The 19928-nt window shown below is 71.0% G+C and carries 9 protein-coding genes, 3 pseudogenes and 2 CRISPR repeat arrays; of the genes and pseudogenes, 8 read left to right on the top strand and 4 right to left on the bottom strand.

Annotated elements, in window-relative coordinates; translation table 11 throughout:
• Nucleotides 1-169: 169 nt before the first annotated feature.
• The 3 genes and pseudogenes from ACZ407_RS08680 to ACZ407_RS08670 form a co-directional block, all read right to left on the bottom strand.
• A pseudogene (locus tag ACZ407_RS08680) lies at nucleotides 170-530 on the bottom strand (hypothetical protein); the annotation flags it as partial.
• Between the two features lie 70 nt (nucleotides 531-600).
• On the bottom strand, nucleotides 601-1326 hold the full coding sequence (locus tag ACZ407_RS08675) for a hypothetical protein (RefSeq protein WP_468126647.1): 726 nt from the start codon (nucleotides 1324-1326) through the stop codon (nucleotides 601-603).
• Between the two features lie 146 nt (nucleotides 1327-1472).
• Nucleotides 1473-1652, bottom strand: coding sequence for a hypothetical protein (locus ACZ407_RS08670; RefSeq protein ID WP_468126645.1), 180 nt, complete (start codon nucleotides 1650-1652; stop codon nucleotides 1473-1475).
• A gap of 2457 nt (nucleotides 1653-4109) precedes the next feature.
• On the opposite strand from ACZ407_RS08670, the pseudogene ACZ407_RS08665 reads away from it, so the two are divergent.
• Nucleotides 4110-5352: pseudogene (locus ACZ407_RS08665) on the top strand (IS110 family RNA-guided transposase).
• Between the two features lie 52 nt (nucleotides 5353-5404).
• Nucleotides 5405-5899 (top strand): hypothetical protein, encoded by a 495-nt coding sequence (locus tag ACZ407_RS08660; RefSeq protein ID WP_468127106.1) that lies wholly within the window; start codon nucleotides 5405-5407, stop codon nucleotides 5897-5899.
• Between the two features lie 136 nt (nucleotides 5900-6035).
• A CRISPR array of direct repeats spans nucleotides 6036-6489; the repeat unit is 28 nt; unit sequence GTCGACCCCGCGCCCGCGGGGATGCTCC.
• A 1864-nt stretch (nucleotides 6490-8353) separates the two neighbouring features.
• Here the strand turns inward: ACZ407_RS08660 and ACZ407_RS08655 are convergent.
• Nucleotides 8354-8910 (bottom strand): annotated as a pseudogene (locus ACZ407_RS08655) (HD domain-containing protein); the annotation flags it as partial.
• A 478-nt stretch (nucleotides 8911-9388) separates the two neighbouring features.
• Nucleotides 9389-10889: a CRISPR direct-repeat array (repeat unit 28 nt; unit sequence GTCGACCCCGCGCCCGCGGGGATGTTCC).
• Between the two features lie 514 nt (nucleotides 10890-11403).
• Here ACZ407_RS08655 and cas3 point away from each other — a divergent pair.
• From cas3 to cas6e, 6 genes are all read left to right on the top strand, one after another.
• Complete coding sequence (gene cas3, locus ACZ407_RS08650) at nucleotides 11404-14301, top strand: CRISPR-associated helicase Cas3' (RefSeq protein ID WP_468126643.1); 2898 nt, start codon at nucleotides 11404-11406, stop codon at nucleotides 14299-14301.
• A 280-nt stretch (nucleotides 14302-14581) separates the two neighbouring features.
• Nucleotides 14582-16309, top strand: coding sequence for a type I-E CRISPR-associated protein Cse1/CasA (gene casA / locus ACZ407_RS08645; RefSeq protein ID WP_468126641.1), 1728 nt, complete (start codon nucleotides 14582-14584; stop codon nucleotides 16307-16309).
• Nucleotides 16310-16478: 169 nt separating this feature from the next.
• Nucleotides 16479-17087, top strand: a complete 609-nt coding sequence (casB, locus tag ACZ407_RS08640; protein ID WP_468126639.1) for a type I-E CRISPR-associated protein Cse2/CasB — start codon at nucleotides 16479-16481, stop codon at nucleotides 17085-17087.
• Nucleotides 17088-17217: 130 nt separating this feature from the next.
• Nucleotides 17218-18372, top strand: coding sequence for a type I-E CRISPR-associated protein Cas7/Cse4/CasC (gene cas7e / locus ACZ407_RS08635; RefSeq protein ID WP_468126637.1), 1155 nt, complete (start codon nucleotides 17218-17220; stop codon nucleotides 18370-18372).
• Nucleotides 18369-19166 (top strand): type I-E CRISPR-associated protein Cas5/CasD, encoded by a 798-nt coding sequence (gene cas5e, locus ACZ407_RS08630; RefSeq protein ID WP_468126636.1) that lies wholly within the window; start codon nucleotides 18369-18371, stop codon nucleotides 19164-19166. Before cas7e ends, cas5e begins: the two co-directional genes overlap by 4 nt.
• A 5-nt stretch (nucleotides 19167-19171) precedes the next feature.
• Nucleotides 19172-19927: a type I-E CRISPR-associated protein Cas6/Cse3/CasE gene (gene cas6e, locus ACZ407_RS08625; protein WP_468126634.1), complete on the top strand. Its 756-nt coding sequence runs from the start codon at nucleotides 19172-19174 to the stop codon at nucleotides 19925-19927.
• Nucleotide 19928: the final 1 nt, after the last annotated feature.

Below are 19928 nucleotides of genomic sequence, written 5' to 3'. Positions count from 1 at the left end.
TGACGCCAGGCCACAGGTAGTTCCGGCTCCTCTCGACCCTGGCAACTTCGGCAAGAGCGGGCGGGGACAGCCCAGCGATAGGGGGTTGATGGGCAAGCCGGTGCTGCGGCCACTGCTCGGCGCGGACACGCCCGGGCCGTCTACGCGGCATGGGCCTTTCTGTAGGACGTCATGGGGTGATCCTGCCAGAGACGGTTGCGCCGTGGCACCTGACTTGCAGCTCAGTCCGTCCGTCGTGGCGGTTGACGGTCCGCCGGTGCTTCGATCCGCGTGGCCTGCCGGGGCATGGCCGCCTTGTTTCGGTGCACGGGCTGGCGCGCCTGTCTTCGCCCGCAGGTTCCTGAACCCGCGACGGACTCGGGCAGGGTGAGCCTGCTCGGTTCAGCCGGCCGCTCCCAGGGCCGGAGGAGATTGCGCGAGAGCGGGCGGCCCAGGCGGAGCTGAGCGCGTGCGGCAAGGACGAGCCATGTCCAGCGGTCGGCGGCCTGCGAGTCCCGCAGATGAGGCCGGGTCCAGCCGAGCGTCTGCTTGAGGGGTACCGCACCGGCTCGCTCCGGTCGGGTGGGGAGCAGTGCGCGGCGGCTCGCCTGCCGGCGCCGCCTACGGCCGCAGCTGGGCCGCGAGTGCCTCGGCGACCTTCCTGAGCGACTCACCGGCCAGGGCCGGGTCCGCCTTGGTGACGGTCGAGCCCTGGGAGACCACGAGCGCCAAGTCGCCCTTGCCCGCCACCGCCACCCGTGCGACGGCGGCCGTGCCCCGGCCCGGGGTGACCCTGGTCTGGCCGATCGCGGGCTCGTCCTTGGAGAACGCCATGACCTCGTCAGCGCTGAGGTTGCCGAGGGCGGCGATCTGCGGCAGCGCCAGGTTCACCGCCACCTCGCCCTCGGACACGGCCACGAGGTCGATCTCCATCGGGGCTTGCGAGGCCGTGAAGTTGCAGACGACGGACGCGTTCGGCGGGACGGCGGGGATGGAGGGGAGCCCGGACGGCGTGGGCTGCCCGCTGGGCCAGGCCTGGGCCGGGCGGCCCGGGTCGACGGTCCCCTCAACCGCGGGGTCGCCACCGGACGCCGCCGGGGTGACGGTCCGTTCGGCACCGGCCGCCTTCAGCGCCGCCGCCGGGTCGAGGCCGAACGGGCAGGCCGACGTACTCGTCAGCTGCTTCGCCGTCGAGGCGACCCGGTCGTAGGACAGCTTCCCACCGCCCGACGCAGCCCCGCCGGAACTCCCGGACGAGGAACAGGCACTCCCGGCAAGGGCGATCCCGACCGCACCGGCCAAGGCGAGGATGCGGCGGAACGTGGCTGCTGTGCGCTCAGCTGTCATCCGGTCAGCCTAGTCCGGCAACCGCGTCCGCGTGATGGATGTGGTGTGGGGGCTCGTTGGTGCGTCCGTGTGCCGATGAGCTGACGGTTGAGCAGGTCGAGTCGAGGTCCGAGGGGATAGCCGGGTTCCATGCCCGCATCCGTACCCTATTGGCAGGTAAGCTGCCGATCATCCGTGAAGACGTGCTCGACATCCACATCGATGTACACCACCACGACTTCGGCCTGACCGGCGACTTCTCCTCGCGCGAGCGATTCAACGACCGCCTGACCGCGTACTCCTTTCGCCCGGGATGGTCCGCCGTGATCGGGTACGACGAGGACCATCAGCCCGTAGGATTCTGCTCCGGCGTTGCACTCGCCGCAGACACCGGCTGGTGGTCATCGATGAAGAACCCCCTGCCCCATGCGTCCACCGCTGAGGACGGCCGACGGACGGTAGCGCTGAGCGAGATCGTGATGCGCAAGCCTGGCGCGGCACCAGCGTCGCCTGGCAACTCCACGAAGCATGGCTGCCGCAGCACCAGGAGGAGCGAGCAACCCGCCTGGTCAGCCCAGCGGTTGGCGACGGCTCTGTTCGGGCCGTCTACGAACCATGGGGCTACACGAAAGCCGGCGACCAACAGCCGTTCCCGGACTCCCCGGTCTACGCCACCATGCTGCGGGCCGTTCACCAGTAGAGTCGATCGGGGGGCACACGGACGTGGCCCGCCAACTGAGACGGAACACCCGCGCGTAGGCGTGGAGAACCGCACGCGTACCGGACGTTGACATCGTCGCGGATTTTGGACGAGCCGGAGATGGACCTCGATGAGGTCGGCGACATCGTCCCCAGGTTGGCCTCCCTGATCTCGGCGGGAGTGGGCACCGTGCCGCCCGGCCATGTCGTTGCACACGGCAGGTAGCCGAAGAACCACGTCCACCCGGTAGGCCGTGCATGTGAGCCCTCCAGCGCCCCTGTGGCTTTGAGTCGCTCGCTCTGCACCAGTTCCTCGTGCTCTTTGCCTCGCCTGCCGGCCGGGCCCTCGCCGCCCGTGGAACGCGGGCGCGACTGGGCTGTACCGTGTTGAGGAAGCGGCTCCTGCCGGCTCGCCGAAACGCGATTCTGCAAGTGAACTCAAATCAACTGAACGAAACCGGCCACGTCCGCTGACATACCACCAGCTCAGCAAGCGTCGACCCCGCGCCCGCGGGGATGCTCCGAGGAGTGGGACGCGGCCCAACGGTTCGCGGACGTCGACCCCGCGCCCGCGGGGATGCTCCTGCTGCGGGCATTCCGCCACAGCGCCCCGCCGCGTCGACCCCGCGCCCGCGGGGATGCTCCTTCCTACCCGCCGCCAGGTGTCCGGCATGAACTGTCGCCCCCGCGCCCGCGGGGATGCTCCGGGCGGCGCGAGCCTGATTGGCCCTCAGAGAGGGTCGCCCCCGCGCCCGCGGGGATGCTCCGGACGGGTGGATCTGGAGGCCCTGCGGGCGGAGGTCGCCCCCGCGCCCGCGGGGATGCTCCCCCGGGGGCTTGGGCCGACGGGCCCGGTAGGCCGTCGCCCCCGCGCCCGCGGGGATGCTCCCGGTCCTAAAGACGTACAACCCCCTGTCGCTCCGTCGCCCCGCGCCCGCGGGGATGCTCCGGACGAGGCCGAGACCGCGATCGTCGGTCTCGGGTCGCCCCCGCGCCCGCGGGGATGCTCCGCCGGATCCGGACATCTCCATGGCCGACTTCCGGTCGCCCCCGCGCCCGCGGGGATGCTCCGCCGGATCCGGACATCTCCATGGCCGACTTCCGGTCGCCCCCGCGCCCGCGGGGATGCTCCGAGGTGCTCGGGCTCGCGCGCGGTGTCGCGCATGTCGCCCCCGCGCCCGCGGGGATGCTCCGCGGACATCACCGCGATCCACGAGAACTTCTGCGTCGACCCCGCGCCCGCGGGGATGCTCCGGCCATCAGGGCCGCCGTCGCGGATGCTGAACGGTCGACCCCGCGCCCGCGGGGATGCTCCGATCGAGATGCGGGACGCCGGGGACAACATCCTGTCGACCCCGCGCCCGCGGGGATGCTCCCCGAGGCGATGCGGTCACGACCAGGGTCACGATGTCGACCCCGCGCCCGCGGGGATGCTCCGGTCAGTACGTGGCGACGATCGCGGAGTTCACGGTCGACCCCGCGCCCGCGGGGATGCTCCGGCCACGTTGTTGTCGGTGTTGGGCGTGGCGTTGTCGACCCCGCGCCCGCGGGATGCTCCCGCGTCGTAGACGATGCGGCGGGCCTGGTCCTCGTCGACCCCGCGCCCGCGGGGATGCTCCCTTCAGCAGACCCTTGCGCACGGTGAAGTCACCGTCGACCCCGCGCCCGCGGGGATGCTCCGCCCAAATCAGAGGACGACACCTCTAATTCGTTAGTAATTAGAGGTCCTGGATCTCTGATGGGCCCGGGGCGGCGTTGTCCAGCCCGGGGCAGGACGTGTGTGGTCCGGTCGGTGCCGTGGTGACCCCTACGACACCTCCGACCGTCGAGGTCTGTTGAAAGACTGGTGGCGCTGGGCGCCGGCCGGTCCTCGCACGTTCTGCCCCCACGGGCCCGTCGGGTTCGGGATCCTCGATGGATGAGCTGCCGCACGGTGACGCGTTTCTCCTCACGAGCTTCGAGCTCTGGACACGGCGTGCGCCCGTGCGGTCTGGCGGTGCCGCGCACGGCTGATGAGGTGGCGGACCTTGGAGCCCTGGAATTAGTGCGCCGTGCGGCCCCGCGTGTTCGCCTTCGAGAACGGCACCGGAGAAGGGGCGGGATCCATGGACGTGTTCTGCGGGATCGACTGGGCGGAGGGACACCACGACGTCGCGCTCGTCGACGGCACCGGCAAGCTGCTGGCCAAGTGCCGCATCGGCGATGACCTGGACGGCTACCGTCTGCTGCTGGACCTCCTGGCCGAGCACGGCGACACCGCCGAGGCGCCGATCCCGGTGGCGATCGAGACCAGCCGCGGCTTGCTGGTCGCCACGCTGAGGCAGGGTCCCCGGAAGATCTACGCGGTCAACCCGATGGCGGCCTCCCGCTACCGCGACCGGCACGGAGTCAGCCGCAAGAAATCCGATCCCGGCGACGCGCTCGTGCTCGCCAACATCATCCGCACCGACGCGCCGGTGCACCGCCCACTGCCCGCCGACACCGACCTGGCCCAGGCCGTCGCAGTCCTGGCCCGAGCCCAGCAGGACGCGGTCTGGAACCGGCAGCAGGTCGCCAACCAGCTGCGGTCCCTGCTCAGGGAGTACTTCCCGGCGATGATCGAGGCGTTCAGGGACAAGCCAGGAACCCTGACCCGCCCCGATGCCCGCCGCATCCTGGCCGTCGCACCCACACCTGCTCTGGCCGCCAAGCTGCAGATGTGGAAGCTGACCGCCATGCTCCGGCGAGCCGGCCGTCGCCGGGGCATTGAGGCGGACGCCGAGCGGATCCAGCAGCTCTTCCGTGAGGAAGCCCCTCGGCAGCTGCCTCTCGTCGAGGACGCCATGGGCAGGCAGGCACGGGCCCTGCTGCTGCAGCTGGACGCGGCCTGCGAGGCGGTCGATGACCTGGCGCGGGCCACCGAGGAGGCCTTTCGCGCGCATCCGGACGCGGCGATCATGCTGAGCTTTCCCGGGGTTGGCCCCCAAGTTGGTGCCCGCATCTTGGGTGAGATCGGTGACGACCGGACCCGGTTCGCCACGGCTGGAGGGCTGAAGGCGTACGCCGGCTCAGCTCCGATCACGCGAGGCTTCCGGCAAGCGCCGCTATGTCGGCCGCCGGTTCGTGAAGAACAACCGGCTCAACCATGTCAGTCACCTGTGGGCCTTCGCCTCCCTGAGTGGTTCAACCGGCGCGGACGCCCAGTACCGGCGTCGCCGGGCAGGAGGGGACTGACATATGCAGGCGCTGCGGCACCTGTTCAACCGGATGCTCGGCCAGCTCCACCACTGCCTTCTGACACGGACCCCGTTCGATGAAGCGATCGCGTTCCCCTCAGAGCCCCAGGCAGCGGCGACGGCTACGGCGTGAACCTGACGGCCCTGTCTCTCCACTGCCGCCCGGCGGGCGGCAGGATGTGCGAATGGCGAAGAGCGAGATAGAACTGCTGACCCTCCTGCGCGAGCTTGACGACCCGGAGCGGCTGGAACAGCCGCTGCACTATGACCGCACGGCCACCGGCCTCAAGTTCGGCGGGCTGGTGCGCCGGCTCGAAGCAGACTTTGGGGTCCTGTGCGAGTCGGAGCGGGACACCCAGGACTCAAGTGAGTACGGGCGGGTCCGCGTGCCCGCGGATGCGACGGTCTGCGGGACGCGGATCGTGGTCTGCGTGAGTAAGTTCGGATCTCTTGCCGAGGTCTGCGCGGACAATCCGGGGGCTTTCCTCAGCACGGACGAAGCCCACGAGGAGGGGGCGCTGGACCTCGCCGACCTCGCCACCGTGGAGCGGGCGCTGGCTGATCTCGGCTACGTGAGCATCCCCGAAGAACTGCTGGAGAGCGACTACGACGGCCCGAGCGCGCTGGAGCACTTCGCAGCACGACCCACCTGGTGGACACGGTTCTTCGGCCTCTGGTGATCCACCTGCCCGGCGGCCACCGTCAGCCGCCTCCCGCGTGCTGGCGGGGCCCAGGGACGGACCCTCGGAGAGATCCGAAGTGGGGCCCAACACCCCACGGCTTGACGGTTTAGCTGCATGAGGTGTCTTTCTGCGGGTCGACCCCGCGCCCGCGGGGATGCTCCCCTCTACGACTCCCGGCCGGACGCGGTCCGGCAGTCGACCCCGCGCCCGCGGGGATGCTCCTCGGGTTGTCCCCGGGCAACGTCTGAGCCTGGCGTCGACCCCGCGCCCGCGGGGATGCTCCGTCCAGCGGCCCGTACTGGCCGGGGTAGGCGTGTCGACCCCGCGCCTGCGGGGATGCTGCGGTGCGGGCCAGCAGGCGAAGGTCGGCCGGCTGGTCGACCCCGCGCCCGCGGGGATGCTCCGCGGGGTGCGGCCACCTCGCCGGCCGAGGACGCGTCGTCCCCGCGCCCGCGGGGATGCTCCGGACATCGCGCGCGGCGCCAACGTCGTGCTCGGGTCGACCTGGCGCCCGCGGGGATGCTCCGCCGCCGGCGGACTCGGTGGCGGCCGACCTGGAGTCGACCCCGCGCCCGCGGGGATGCTCGGCACGGTCGGGCCTACTCCGCCGTGGCTGTGTTGGTGAGTTACGGGTTCTGGCACAAGATCTTGGGGTGCCGGCGCGGAGAGTCATCGTGGTGTTCGAGGACGCGGGAGGGGTCTGAGCCTCGGATCCGTACCTGCTGATCTGCCTCACGAACTCTGGCAGTGATCAGGTGATGGCGATGTCTCGGGCATGGACCCGTGCTGGGTCAAGGTGGAGTTCGTACGCGGTGTAGCACTCGCTGGTCTCTGTCCCCACCGCAGCGCCGCAAGGGCACAGTCGATTCAGCCCACCCTGGCCATGCAGCCCGCAGCAGCCTCCGTGGTCCCCTTCGAGGTCGGGCAGCAGGTCCGGCGCGTCGTTGGGGTGGAGAACGATCGTGTTTCGGGGGCCTGCGGACGTGAGAAACCCGTCTCCGTCGGGATCCGCAACAGCCGGACCTCCGGGAAATACTGCGACGCATTCGTCCGTGCGAAGAAACGGGGCGCCCCATGGCTCGGGCTCCACAGCATAGAACCCCTGGTCCATGGTGGCCGGGGTCCGGTGATACCCGTCGGGTCCCGTCCGTCCGTCGAACTCGGGCCTGACCAGCGTCCCGGAGATCTGCACGCCCCTGGTCAGAGGCTGGGCGCAGGCGGCACACACGAAAATGATCACAGCACGTTCTAGCCCGCCGAACCTGCATCAGCAAGAGTACTGCGGGGCTGCTGGAGTAGGATCATCGTCCGGAGCAGGTGGCATCCAGCGCGACCGTGGAGCTGCCTCTTGATCTTCTTGATGTGGTTCAAGGCGTCTTCGATGCTGCCGGAGCTCCAGTCAGGGTGAGTCCGGCTGTCGCGGCGTCGCGGTCCCGGAGCCGGTGAAGTGCAAAGCCGGTGAGCCCGGGCAGCTGGCTGGTATCTACCGCGTCAATCCAGGCAGGGAGCCCCGGCCCCGAGCGGCCCGTGAGTATCTCCCCCGAAGGTGCGGACATGCCCGGCCGCCGTGTCCAGTTCAGGCCAGCGGGTCAGGACGTCTTTGAAAGACGGCATGCTTCTCTTCTGTGAGGGCCGTGGGGGTGCCGGGTGACCCAGCCGGTCGCCTGCCGCACCGACGGCGGCCGGGGGGGGCGTGCTGGCCGGAGCCCGGCGCAGGGTAGCGATGTGGGCGCGAACCATCTGGTAGGTGTCGGGCCGCGTTGGCCGGCAATCAGTTCGCCGTGGAGTCGGGTGGCGCTGGTGCATCCCTTGGTGAATCGGCGTTCGAGGTAGGGCTTGTAGGGGTCCGGTCTGGTGGGCCGGGGGCGGTTCTCGCCGAAGGTGTTCTGCCAGCGGGCGGCGTTCGCGCATCAGAGGACGGTGTTGAGGCTCCAGCCCAGGTGCCGTGCGATCGCCCAGCGCGAATGGCCTTGGGCGAGCAGCTCGTGGTCCAAGGCATGTGCTGCCTTCTTCCGTTGGGCCCGTCGGCCGCGGGGTGTCGAGTCGGTCTGCGTCCGACCAGGGTTGGGATGGCTCGCGCCTGGCAGCGTGCCGGTGGGCGACGGGTTGCGTTCGCAGGCACTCGCGGTGGGCGGCCACACAGGTCACCATCTGGGCCCGCCGCCAGGCCAGAACCGAGCCGGCGCCTCTGCGGATGACCTGCAGCAGCCGTCTGCCCTCGTCGTCGATCTGGCGGGCCGGCACGCGTTCAGCCCCGCGGTCATTCTGACCACCCGGTGCTGCCCAGCGCAGCAACCGGGGGACACCTCAAGACGGGGCAAACGTTGCCTGATGCGGCACTGGGATCCTGGGCACGATCTCATCGAAGCCGGACGGGTGGAGGTTGCTGAAGGCTCCCGGCATTGAGCCGGATGGCGGGGCTTCGTCGTTCCCCGGATCAGCCGAGGTGTTCCGCCACTCCAGCGGCGACATGGTCAGCGCGGCCTCGGCCAGTTCCCGGGCGGACGCTGTCTTGAGGCTGTTCAAGGAAGTGTCGATCCAGTCCTGCACCAGCGTGTTGCCCTGTGCCCGGTACTCCACCGCCTGTACCAGGCACTCCAGCTTGTCCGCGTCCTTGGCCACGATCGCTTCGGGGCTGTCGCCCGCTTCGTAGGCCTCGACCACCCGCTGTACGCCGGCCTTCACTGCCGGGTGCGCACGCGTCACCTGATCCGCCGTGACGGTCTCGTTCGCCGCGGCTTGGATGTAGCCCGGCGGCCGATGTGCGGGATGCCTCCGATCCGCGTCTCTTGCGTGTCGTGGAAGAGGCACATCAAGGCGACCTTGGCGGGATCCACGCCCTCCATCAGGGCCAGCACGGCGCCGATGATGCCGACGCGGAAGCTGTGATCAGCGATCGACTCGGGGTTGGTGTTCCCGGTGAACCACCAGCCCGTCCGCTTCGCCTGCTTCATCACGCCCATCTCGAAGAGGAACGCAGCCGTGCCCTTCGCCGTGTCGTCCGCCATGGGATGCTTTTCCGGTTTTAGGTCTGATCACGAAGAACGTAATGCACGCTGGTGAGTTCTCGCCAGGATCTTTCGGAGATACCGCCCCCGTCCAGCAGCCGCTCGGTACGCTCGCCCAGGTCCCGCACCAGCGGGCCGGACACCTGGGGCAGCGACAGATGAGCGGCCAGCAGGGCCCACAACGTGTGGGCGTACAGGTGGACGTACCCGGGGGCGTGATGCAGGCAGTACGTCAGCCCCCGCAGCAGGGTGACGGGATCCCAGCCGTGAGCGCTCCCCTCCGCTGCGACTGGCGGCTGGGTATCCCAAGGCCGGTCCAACTGCCCCCACCGATTATCTACCCCAGGCGAGCCTGGGCTGTATCTTGCCGTGGAAGGTGTTCCCGTCGGCTACTCGCGCAACGCGGTCCTGGAAGTGCACTCGAATGCAACTGAATGAAAACGGCACCGTCCGCTGACATACCACCAGCTCAGCAAGTGTCGACCCCGCGCCCGCGGGGATGTTCCGCCGGAGACGTCCGCGTTGACCTGCACCGTCACGTCGACCCCGCGCCCGCGGGGATGTTCCGGACTTCCCGGTGGGTGTGCCCGGCCAGTCCGAGTCGACCCCGCGCCCGCGGGGATGTTCCGTCGACCGGTCCGTTCACGCCCCCGGCCGCGGTGTCGACCCCGCGCCCGCGGGGATGTTCCGATCGACGAGATCGACGAGCTGGACGCCGAGGGGTCGACCCCGCGCCCGCGGGGATGTTCCGCGCGGGTCGTCGTCGGGGATGGTCTCGCCGCGGTCGACCCCGCGCCCGCGGGGATGTTCCGGCGCGCAGCCAGTCCTCCCACGCCTCCAGGTCGTCGACCCCGCGCCCGCGGGGATGTTCCCCCGACCAGCCGGTCGTCCTGGTCGTGGGCGAGGTCGACCCCGCGCCCGCGGGGATGTTCCGCCCGCCAGCTGGTCGAGCGCGCCTGCCCGGACGTCGACCCCGCGCCCGCGGGGATGTTCCCGTTGAGCCCCGGAGCCTTCCCGCCCACAGGCAGTCGACCCCGCGCCCGCGGGGATGTTCCGACGACGTCGACACCGCCCTCGGCACCGAGCACGTCGACCCCGCGCCCGCGGGGATGTTCCCTGCTCGCCCGCATCCGGCCGCAGGGCCGGCTCGTCGACCCCGCGCCCGCGGGGATGTTCCGCCGGGTGAGTGCGCGGAACCCGTGGATGAGGAGTCGACCCCGCGCCCGCGGGGATGTTCCTTCTGTTTCGGGTCGATGACGGTTACCAGCCACGTCGACCCCGCGCCCGCGGGGATGTTCCGCGGGGGCCTGCGCCGGGAGGGTTCCCGGCTCGGTCGACCCCGCGCCCGCGGGGATGTTCCGTGGGAGAGGCTGTCCACGAACACGGTCGGGTAGTCGACCCCGCGCCCGCGGGGATGTTCCGGCGACCGTGACGTCTCCGGGGTGGCCGCCCCGGGTCGACCCCGCGCCCGCGGGGATGTTCCGTCCTCCGAGTGGGACTGCCAGTCCCCGTCGTCGTCGACCCCGCGCCCGCGGGGATGTTCCGTCGAGGGCCCGGTTCGTCCAGAGCATCGCGGAGTCGACCCCGCGCCCGCGGGGATGTTCCGACGGGGCTCCCTACGACACAGATCGTCGTCACGTCGACCCCGCGCCCGCGGGGATGTTCCCGTGTCTTCTGCCGCCCGTATCAGCGATACCTGGTCGACCCCGCGCCCGCGGGGATGTTCCGGGCCATGGCCCGCAGGATCCTGACTGACGACCGTCGACCCCGCGGCCGCGGGGATGTTCCGCGACGAGGACGCGGCGGATGTTCCAGGACAGGGTCGACCCCGCGCCCGCGGGGATGTTCCGCCGATCTCCTCGGGGTCGGTGATCAGGCTGGTGTCGACCCCGCGCCCGCGGGCCCGCGGGGATGTTCCGGCCACGGGATCAGCGCTTGCGGGCGCGGGAAGGCCGACCCTGCACTCGCGGGGATGCTCCTTCACGGAACGAGGGCAGTTCGTCATTGACGAGGTCGACCCCGCATTCCTGGGGATGCTCTGGCGTATGCCGCCGCCATCGTTCCACCGATCAGTCGACCCCGCGCCCGCGGGGATGCCCCGTCGGCGACGAGGCGGTGCGTGCCGAAGGGCTGGTGGACCCCGCACCCATGGGGATGCTCCGCAACGAGCCGCAGCCCAGGAGGCGCGGCAGCCGTCGACCCCGCGCCTGCGGGGATGCTCAGCCGTTCAAGACCGAAGACCGCGTCTTTGTCCTATCGACCCTGCGCCCGCGGCTCCGGCGTCCGCCGCCTTGCCGCGTACACCTTGCTCGTCGCCCCCAGCGACGCTCCGTTTTGGGTGGGGGCAGGCTGTGGATGGCCACCGTCGGTGGCCGCGTCGAGAGCCCACGGAAGGGCCGGGACCGGGACGTTCCGTGAGCCCGTGGGTGTGTTTCAGCTGGTGGGAGGCGTTGTCAGTGGGGCCTTCTACCGTGGTGGGTCTTCGGGCGTGCGGTGGTGGGAGGTCTGGTGGATTTACGACAGTTGTCTGCGCGGTATGAGCCTGCTGTGGTGGGGGCGTTGACGGTGTTGTGGGGGAAGTCGCGCGAGCGGGCAGGGGGTTCCACGAGCCTGCTGATGGCGCATCTGCTGGACACGGCTGCGGTTGCCGAGTTGCTGTGGGACGAGCTTCTGGCTGCTTCGACGCGGTCGGCTTTGGATGAGGTTGCCGGGGGGCCGGGGCGCGGCCGGCGGTTGTTCGCGTGGCTGTGCGGGGTGCATGACTGTGGGAAGGCGACGCCGGTGCACCAGCGGCTGTGGCCCGAGGGTGCCGAGGCGGTACGCGGGTCAGGGCTGAGCTGGGTGGAGTCGGCGGCGGTGGCGGGGGCGAAGAGCAAGCGGCGGTGGCGTCATGACTGGGCCGGCGGGCTGGTGGTGCGTGAGCTGCTGAGCGCGGCGGGCTGGGGCCCGGGGCACGTGGACTGGGTGTGGCCGTTGGTGGCGGGGCATCACGGGGCGTTCCCGTCGTTGCGGGATGTGCAGGAGCCCACGCCGGCCAAGGGGCAGCTGCGGGGGCGGGGGGTTTGGCGGCGGGTTCAGGAAGCGGTGGTGGACGCGTTCACGCGGGAGCTCGGGTTCGGGGACCTGGGTGAGGTGGCGCCGGCGGTGGTTCCGTCGCGGGCGCTGCAACTGCAGCTGAGTGGTCTCGTGGTGATGGCTGACTGGATTGCCAGTGACGAGCGCTTCTTCGTGGGCGTGGACGATCTGGAGAAGGTGAGTCTGGGCGCGTCGCGCGGTCGGGCGGTCAACGCGTGGGCGGCGCTGGGGCTGCAGCGCGGGTGGGGGTCTTTGGCGTTGCCGGGGCCGGAGGCGTTCTTGGACCGGTTCGGCTGTGCGCCGCGGCCGTCGCAGGCGATGGTGGTGGACGCGGCGCGCCGTATGGGCGGTCCGGGGCTGATGGTGATCGAGGCGCCGATGGGGGAGGGGAAGACGGAGGCCGCTCTCGCGGTGGCGGAGGTTCTGGCCGCGCGGTTCGGGGCGGATGGTGTCTTCGTGGGGATGCCGACCCAGGCGACCAGCGATCCGATGTTCACGCGCACACGGCGGTGGCTGGAGGCTCTTGATCCGGAACTCGCCTCCCGCGTGGTGCTGTTGCACGGCAAACGGGCGTTCAACAGCGAGTGGAGGGATCTCCTGGAGAACGCGGGCGCGTCCGCGGATGACGCGTTCCGGGGGGTCGACGAGTACGGGATGGACGACGACCCGTACGGCGTCGGGCCCGAGGGGTGTGGTGAGGCGGAGCGCCATGCGCCCGCGGAGTGGTTCCTGGGACCGAAACGCGGGCTGCTGGCGCCGTTCGTCGTGGGCACGGTGGATCAACTGCTGTATGCGGCGACGCGTACGCGGCACGTGATGCTGCGGATGGCCGGGCTGGCGGGAAAGGTCGTCGTGCTGGACGAGATCCATGCGTGCGACGTGTACATGAGCCAGTTCCTGCGGGAGGCGCTGTGGTGGCTGGGGCAGGCCGGGGTGCCGGTGGTGGCTCTCTCGGCGACGCTGGCGCCGGCCCAGCGGCAGGCCCTGTTCGAGGCGTACCTGGCAGGTGCTGCGTCGCGGGCGGAGCTCACGGTGTGCGTGCCGGCACCTGAGGGCTATCCGAGTGTGACGGCCGCGTGGCTGTCCGATGCGGGGGAGCCGCAGTTCCATGCCGATGCGACGGACAGCTGGCGCCAGGACCTCCCGGTGGTGGTCGGCGTACTGCCGGAGCCGCTGCCCGGCCCGCGTTCCTCACGCGAGGAACGGCTGCGGCTGCAGGCGGAGGCGGACACGGCCGTGGGCGATCTGCTGGCGGCAGAGCTCGCCGACGCAGGGACTGCGCTGGTCATCCGGAACTCGGTGGCGCGGGCACAGAGTCTCTACGAGGAGTTACGCGGGCGCTTCGGTGATGCCGAGGTGCGGCTGCTGCATGCACGCTTCACGGTGGCGCGGCGCGCGGACCTGACGCAGGAGTGCCTGCAACTGCTGGGGCCGCGGACGCCGCGGGTGCGGGACGCCCGGCTAATCCTGGTGGCGACCCAGCTGGCCGAGCAGTCCTTCGACGTCGATGCGGATCTGCTGGTCACGGATCTGGCCCCCGTCGACCTCCTGCTGCAGCGCATGGGGCGCCTGCACCGGCATGAGGGCACCTGGCGGCCGGAACGGCTGCGCGCGCCGAAGGCGTTCGTCACCGGCTTCGAGCCGCGCCAGGGCCGCGAGCCGGCGTTCGGCTACGCCGGCGAGCAGATCTACGGACGCCACCTGCTGCTGCGCACCGCTGCCGTGCTGCCCGCGGCCGGCGGATCCTGGTCGGTCCCCGGCGATGTTCCCCGGCTGGTGGAGAGCGTGTACGGGTCGGATGCCGGGCTCCTTCCCGAGGCGTGGCGGGAGGCGGGTGAGGCTGCCCGCCGGGAGCAGGAGGAAGGGGACCGTGCCCGCTCCGCAGTGGCCCGGAACTTCTTGCTCACGGGGCCTGGTGATCACGAGCGCCGGAGTCTGGCGGGTCTGCACTATGCGGGATCTGCGGGTGGTGACGAGGATGCGCTGCGGGCGGCGGTGCGTGACGGCGACGAGTCCGTGGAGGTCGTACTCGTGGTGCGTGCCGAGGGCGACGAAGTGTTCCGGACTCTGGCGGGACGGGCCTTGAGCGTCAACGGGGACGTGGCGCCGGAGGTCTTGGACGAGGTGGTGGGCTCGACGGTCCGGATGCCTCCCCGGCTAGCGCAGTCGGCACTGGAACTGAGGCCCTTGCCGGGTTGGCACGGGCACCCCTGGCTGCGGCGCAGCCGCGCCCTGGTCCTGGACGGCACCGGCAGAGCGCGCGTTGGGGACTTCGCCGTGTCCTACGACGCCGAGTTCGGCCTCCGGCAGCTGTAAGGCCGCGCAGCCGGCCCCGGCCCCGGCCCCGGCCCCGGCGGGCGGGGGTGGGCCGCCGGGCTGTGCCCGGCGGCCCGATACCCCGCGTGGCGCGGGGACGACGCGAGTCCCGGGCTGTGACGCAAACAAAAGAGGGGACCATCCCCGTCGGCGCGTACCGCATGGTGCGCACCGTCGGGGTCAACTCCCGGATTGTTGCACCTGGTTGTGGAGAACGCACGTGAGCGCCTCAACCCCGCTGCTAGCGTTAAACACAAGAGATTTCCCTCAAGGGGTACCGATGACTCATGGCTTCTCCCTGACCGATGATCCCTGGCTGCTCTTACCCTCGGCCACGGGCGGTCCGGCACACGAACACCCCCTGCGAACGGCGCTTCTTGAGGCGCACATGTTCGGCGATCTGGTGGTGGAGATCCCCACCCAGAAGGCGGCCGTCTTACGACAGGTCATGCTCCCGGTGATCGTCGCCGCGCTCGGCCGCCCGGCCGACGAGCGGGAGTGGACGGCCTGGCACGCCGCAGGCCGGTGGTCGCCGCAGCAGCGCCGGGAGCTGGACGAGTACCTCGACGCGTACCGGGACTTGTTCGACCTGTTCGATCCGGTGCAGCCCTTCGGTCAGATCGCCGGGCTGTCCACCGCGAAGGGCGAGACGAAGAACGCCGCCCTGATCGTTGCCACCTCGGCAACCGGCAACAACGTACCGTTGTTCGATTCGCGCACGGAGGGCGATGTCTTCTCGCTGACACCGGCGCAGGCCGTGCACTGGCTGCTGCACACCCACTGCTGGGACACCGCAGCCATCAAGACCGGAGCTGTGGGCGACCCGCAGGTGAAGGCGGGAAAAACCACCGGCAACCCCACGGGTCCGCTGGGTCAGATGGGCGTGACCCTGCTCGTCGGCCGGACCCTGTTCGAGACCCTGCTGCTGAACATCCCCGTCGGCGCGCCGCCGGCATCCACCGACCTGCCGCAGTGGAACAGGCGGGATCCCGCCCACCCCTTGTCGGCCGGCAGCCCCCGGTGGCAGACCCGCGCCCCCGAAGGGCTCCTGGACCTGTGGACCTGGCAGTCCCGCAGGATCCGGCTCTTCCCCGAAGCGACCGACGACGGCCCGCGCGTGACTCGGGTCCTGGTCGCGGCCGGGGACCGGATGCCCCACACCCCCGAAACCGAGCCGCACACCATGTGGCGCCTCGAGCCCACCGGTACCCGCACCTCGGCCAAAGCCAATGCCAAAGCCAATGCCAAAGCCGGCACCACGCTGCCGCGCCGTCCGCTGCGCCTCCAGCCCGGGAAGGCTGCCTGGCGGGGCCTCGACGCACTCCTGGCGCCCGAACGGCAGTCCCGGGAAGCCGGAGAGAAGACCAGCGGATTCGCCACGAGCAAGATCCTCGACCAGGCCGGCGGCCTCGTCGTCGAACTCGGCGAGACGTACCCGCTGCGGGTGGAACTCTCCGGCATCGCCTACGGCAACCAGTCGGCCGTCATCGAAGACGTCATGTTCGACACCCTGCCCCTGCCGCTGGCCGCACTCGACGCCGACAACAGCGATGTCCGCGCCGCGCTCCTCGAAGTCGCCGCACAGGCCGAGCAACTGGCCACGGCCGTCAACCACCTCTCCGCCGACCTGCGGCGCGCCCTGGGCACCGACCCGATCCCCTGGGACAAGGGCCAGCGCCCCGGCGAATGCGTCCTCCACGCCCTGGACCCGCTCGTACGGCGGCTCCTCGCCGGGATGAGGGGCGTGGACGACTTCGAACGCATCGAGGCCGGCCAGCTCGCCTGGGAACAACTGGCCTGGGCCCGCACCGAGGACATCGCCGACCGCCTACTGCAGGCCGTGCCCGTCGGCGCCTTCACCGGAAGAACCACCTCCCAAGGTGAAGGGAAACCGGAGCACACCCATCGCGCCTCGTCCGCCGAGGCGTCCTTCCGCAGACGCCGGGCGGAGATCCTCCACCGCGCCGACGCCCACCGGCGCGACAACACCGCCTCCGGCAACGGGTAGACGGCCGCGCCGCCTTGCCCTCCCCGGCCGCACGCCCTGCGGCGGAGGGGACCATGAGCGCCGCCTCCTCACCCTCCTCCCACCGGAGAGTCGCACGGCATCCCCTGCGCCACCCTCCGCATGCCCTCTTTCCCGTCGCACAGCAGCCCCCTCACGTCTGGATACGGTCATGACCGAAGAAGACCACCCGAAGCAGAGAATCTGGCACCGCTACATCGGCGCCGACGGCACCTGGAAGCGCAAGGACGGCACCGCGGCGCAGCGGCGCCCGCCCGGCGAGGACCTCGCCGTCCTGCGCAAGGGCCTGAGCCGCCCAGCCGGCACCGTGCTGGAGATGTTCCCCTTCTACACCTGCGAAGTCGACGACTTCGCCGCACGCCGCGGCGAGGTCTCGGCCGCCCAGGAGGCCGAGCACATCGCGCTCGCCCTCTACGGGCTGCACCAGCAGAGCCAGGACCAGCCGATGCACCGCGACGGCATCGGCCTCGGCCGCGCCATGCGCGCGCTGCGCCTGCACGACCGCACCAGCGAGGCCGCAGTCGACGCACGCTTCCAGCAGACCTTCTCCGCCACCTCGACCGCTGCACTCCAGCTCCGCCTGCGCGGCCTGGTGACCCAGCTCAGGGACATCAAACAGCCCCTCGACTACAACCGCCTGGCCGCCGACATCCTGCGCTGGAACCGGCCCGACTCCCGCAACCGCGTACGCCGCCGCTGGGGCCTGGACTACCACGCCTGGACCCACAAGACACCGACGTCACCGCCGGCCGGCACCTGATCCACCCCAGCCGCCGGGAGGCCACCCCGCGCGCCCCGCCGGGAGACTCACGCACGCACGTACTCGCTCGCACGGGTGCCGGCCGCCCGCCGTCCGCGCCCAGCCCTATCACACGACCTGGAGCCACCCGATGAACCCGCGCCTCTACATCGACGTACACGTCATCCAGACCGTCCCGCCCGCCAACCTCAACCGCGACGACCAGGGCAACCCCAAGGAAGCCGTCTACGGCGGAGTCCGCCGCTCCCGCGTCTCCTCCCAGGCCTGGAAGCGGGCCACCCGCCGCCACTTCGACGAGCAGACCCCCGAGCCCGACCGCGCCACCCGCACCAAGCGCATCACCGGCGAACTCACCACCCGCATCACCGCCAACACCGGCCTCGACCGCGACGCCGCGGCACGGATCGCCGCCGCCCTCCTCGACCAGCTTGGCCTCAGCCAGGGCAAGAAGGCCGGAGACACCGCCTACCTCCTCTTCTACGGCAACTCCCAGCTCGACGCCGTCGCCGCCCTGGTCACCGACAACGCCGCCGACCTCGCCGCCCTCGACGACAAGCCGCTGGCCGAAGCCCTCAAGGAACTCCCCGTCGCCGACACCTTCACCACCGGCCACCCGGTGGGCGTGGCCCTCTTCGGCCGCATGGTCGCCGACATCCCCAAGCTCAACGTCGACGCCGCCGTCCAGGTCGCCCACGCCCTGTCCACCCACGAAACACAGCTCGAATTCGACTACTTCACCGCCGTCGACGACCAGAACGAACAGGATGAAACCGGCGCCGGAATGATCGGCACCATCGGCTTCAACTCCGCCACCCTCTACCGCTACGCCACCGTCGGCTTCCCCCAGCTCACCGCCAACCTCGGCGGCGACACCGAAGCCGCCCTCGACGCCCTCGACCGGTTCGTCGACAGCTTCGCCCGCTCCGCACCCACCGGTTACCAGAACTCCTTCGCCCACCGCACCCGCCCCAGCCTCGTCGCGGTCGTCGTACGCACCGACCAGCCCGTCAACCTCGTCTCCGCCTTCGAAGAACCCGTCGCCGCCGAAGCCGGCATTCAGGCCACCTCCGCCCGCCGCCTGGCCAAGGAACACCTCCAGGCCACCCGGATCTGGGGCGACACCCCCCTCTTCAACGCCGCCAGCCACACCTTCCCCGCCGACGAACCCCGCACCAAGGACACCGCCGAAGCCCTCACCCAGGCCTTCGGCGACCCCCTCACCTTCACCGACCTGCGCACCACCCTGCGCGCCCGCCTCAGCAGCGCCCTGGGGGCCCAGGCGTGAGCACCCCCGACCCCCGCTCCGTCCTCCTGCTCCGCCTCGCCGGCCCGCTGCAGTCCTGGGGCGACCGCAGCGCCTTCAACCGGCGCGAAACACGGCCCGAACCCACCAAGTCCGGCATCGTCGGCCTCCTCGCCGCAGCCGCCGGCCGCCCCCGCCACGCACCCCTGGACGACCTCGCCGGACTCGCCCTGGGCATCCGCATCGACCAGCCCGGCACCATCCTGCGCGACTACCACACCGTCAGCGACTACCGCGGCCAGCCCCTGCTGTCCGCCGCCGTCACCGCCAAAGGCCGGCAGAAACCCACCTCACCCGCCAAACACACCCACATCACCCAGCGCTTCTACCTCCAGGACGCGATCTTCCTCGCCGCCGTGGAAGGCCCCGAAGGCCTCATCGACACCCTCGACCACGCCCTCCGCCAGCCCGCCTTCCCCCTGGCCCTGGGCCGCCGCTCCTGCCCGCCCGCCCAACCCCTCCTCCTCGGCCGGCGCACCGGCCCCCTCGAGGACGCACTGCGCGAAGAGCCCTGGCAGGCCGCCCCCGCCGTACGCAACCGCTGGGGCCGCACCCACGGCAACGCAGCCCGCATCGACCTGCCCGCCACCCTCGACGACCCCACCGGAGACGAGGTCCGCGACGACGTCCCCCTCTCCTTCGCACCCCAAGCCCGCACCTACACCACCCGCCGCACCCGCCACACCTACCTGTCGGCCCCCACCGGCCTCACACCCGACCCCGCACACGCCGGCCCCACCGGCGGCCACGACCCCTTCGCCCTCCTGGGCTGGTGACCCTCATGCCCTACCTCTCCCGCATCCGCATCAACCCTCTGCGCGCCGAAAGCCGACGCCTCCTCGCGAGCCCGCGCGCCATGCACGCCGCCGTCCAAGGAGGCCTCCCCGGCCTGCCCGACCAGGCACGCACCCTCTGGCGCCTCGACCCCGACAACCCCCACCGACCCCACCTGTTCGTCCTCACCACCGACAAACCCGACTGGACCCACCTCGTCGAACAGGCCGGATGGCCCGGCGCCGAAGGCGAGCACTACGCCGTACGCGACTACGCCCCCCTCCTCCAGCAACTCGCCACCGGCCGCAGCTTCGCCTTCCGCCTCACCGCCAACCCCGTCCAGAACACCACCCGCCCCACCAAACCCACCGAACGCCAGCAGCAGCGCATCGACGCCGGCGGACGACGGCGCGGATTCCGCCTCGGCCACCGCACCGCCACCGCCCAACTCGACTGGTTCCTCACCCGCACCACCCGCTGGGGCTTCGAAGTCCCCACCGCACCCCACCTCGAGGACACCCGCACCGCCGACGGCAACCCCCCGCGCGACGTCCGCATCACCACCCGCCTGCGCCACACCTTCGGCAAAGAACCCGCCGCCTCCAAAGAAGCCCGGGTCGTCATGAGCGCCGTCACCTTCGAAGGACGCCTGCGCATCACCGACCCGGCCCTGCTCACCCACCACCTCCTGTCCGGCATCGGTCCCTCCAAGGCCTACGGATGCGGACTCCTCACCCTCGCCCCGCTCCCCGAAAGGCAGTAAC

It is taken from the genome of Streptomyces sp. NPDC030809, from assembly GCF_055572195.1.
The sequence above is the reverse complement of the archived record's forward strand: the minus strand, read 5'-3'. Positions and strand labels throughout refer to the sequence as shown.